Raw genomic sequence first — 1359 nt, 5'->3', positions numbered from 1 at the left:
CTGCGCCCAGAGGCGCGCCGTCACCGAACGCCTCGGACATGCCGTCGGCAGCGGAAAGCACCATCTGCAGCAGGGTCAGCATGACGAAGGAGCCGAAAATCGCCGTCCCGGTGGACGCGAGCGAGCGGCCCAGCAGATGTGCGTCCCCCCGGATCGCTCCCGCGATGCACGCGCACATGAACAGACCCGTCACGACCAGGATGGCAACACCGAAGACGATGTTGTAGTTGTTGACGATGTAGTCCCGGTTCAGATCGATCGCGGTCTGCTGCGCGGCAAAACCGAACACAGAAGCAGACAAGTCTGCTGCCATATTCGTAAATGCGGAACCTACCGAATCCAGGAAACTGCCAGTCCCATCGGAAACGGCATTCCTAATACCAGTAAGAGGATCAATGCTTATAGCTATAATTTCTCCGCTGGCCAACGTATGAGCGCTCATTTTGCTGGCCTTCCTATGTAGATAAACCGTTCGATTCCCTCAGCTGCACGCTCGGTGAGGGATGGCCCGTTAGACCCATCTCCTGCATTTGATAGTTTCCAGTCGTCGTCTTGCCAAGTGACTGTGCAGATATCAGTACCCCAGCTTTGCTGCGGTGCAAAACTTGCTTTATTGTCGTAAGATCCAATTCCGGCGACTGACCATACTGATACTGTTACCTGGTTGGAACTAGAAGATTTTATTGAATACCCAAGAGGTCGTATATTAAGCAGCATGTCGGGGGAATTAATAGAAGTAAGGCCAAAATTTTTTGCCGTTATTGAATCTGCTGAAACTATCTGATTTGATAGCTTATCAGCAACTTCGGAAATGGAAATTGAATCGAATATTTTTTTGATCTGCGAAGCGTTGCGATTGCGTCGATCGACATATGCGGCGACGTAGTTTCCGCAGGCGCTTATGGCGCCGGCTTCTGTGTGGGGGTAGCCGACGGGGATGCCGAACTCGTTGATGTGGGTCGGCATGCCTGGTATCTGGCCGGCGGCCGGGTGCGCTGTGGGAGGCACGGTGCTGCCGCTTCCGGGTGGCGTGGTTGCGGGTATCACGGTGGGGCGCGCGGTGTTCGGCGCGGTCGCTGTCGGACGGGTGTCGACGCGTGGCGGGGGCTGCCCCTGGATGCCGACCGAGGGGGATGACGGGATCGCGTAGCGTCCGATGAGGATGCCGGCCGTCATGGTCACCGCTCCGGCTGCCACCAGGAGGCCGACGGGACGGCGCATGGGCCAGTCAGCCTGGTTGACCAACATCCCTCCCTCGGTGTGACAGCCTCGGACGCGACTACTCGCGCGACGGCAGCGGATCCATCATCCCAACATCAGCCGTCAGGTTTCACGAGAACCAGTCAGACGGGCTGTGGT

1 protein-coding gene and 1 pseudogene are annotated in these 1359 nt (G+C 57.3%); both read right to left on the bottom strand.

Annotation, left to right across the window (positions count from 1 at the left end):
* A pseudogene (locus AC5LSR_RS08625) lies at positions 1-313 on the bottom strand (hypothetical protein); the annotation flags it as partial.
* Positions 314-438: 125 nt separating this feature from the next.
* A complete protein-coding gene (locus AC5LSR_RS08620; RefSeq protein WP_250293042.1) occupies positions 439-1248 on the bottom strand; it encodes a hypothetical protein in 810 nt (269 codons plus the stop codon).
* Between the last annotated feature and the right edge of the window lie 111 nt (positions 1249-1359).

This window comes from Protofrankia sp. CiP1_Cm_nod4 (assembly GCF_982290645.1).
The sequence above is the reverse complement of the archived record's forward strand: the minus strand, read 5'-3'. Positions and strand labels throughout refer to the sequence as shown.

Bases quoted from the DNA above. Each gene is read 5' to 3' on its own strand.
- AC5LSR_RS08620 (WP_250293042.1), bottom strand. From the start codon at position 1,248: ATGTTGGTCAACCAGGCTGACTGGCCCATGCGCCGTCCCGTCGGCCTC.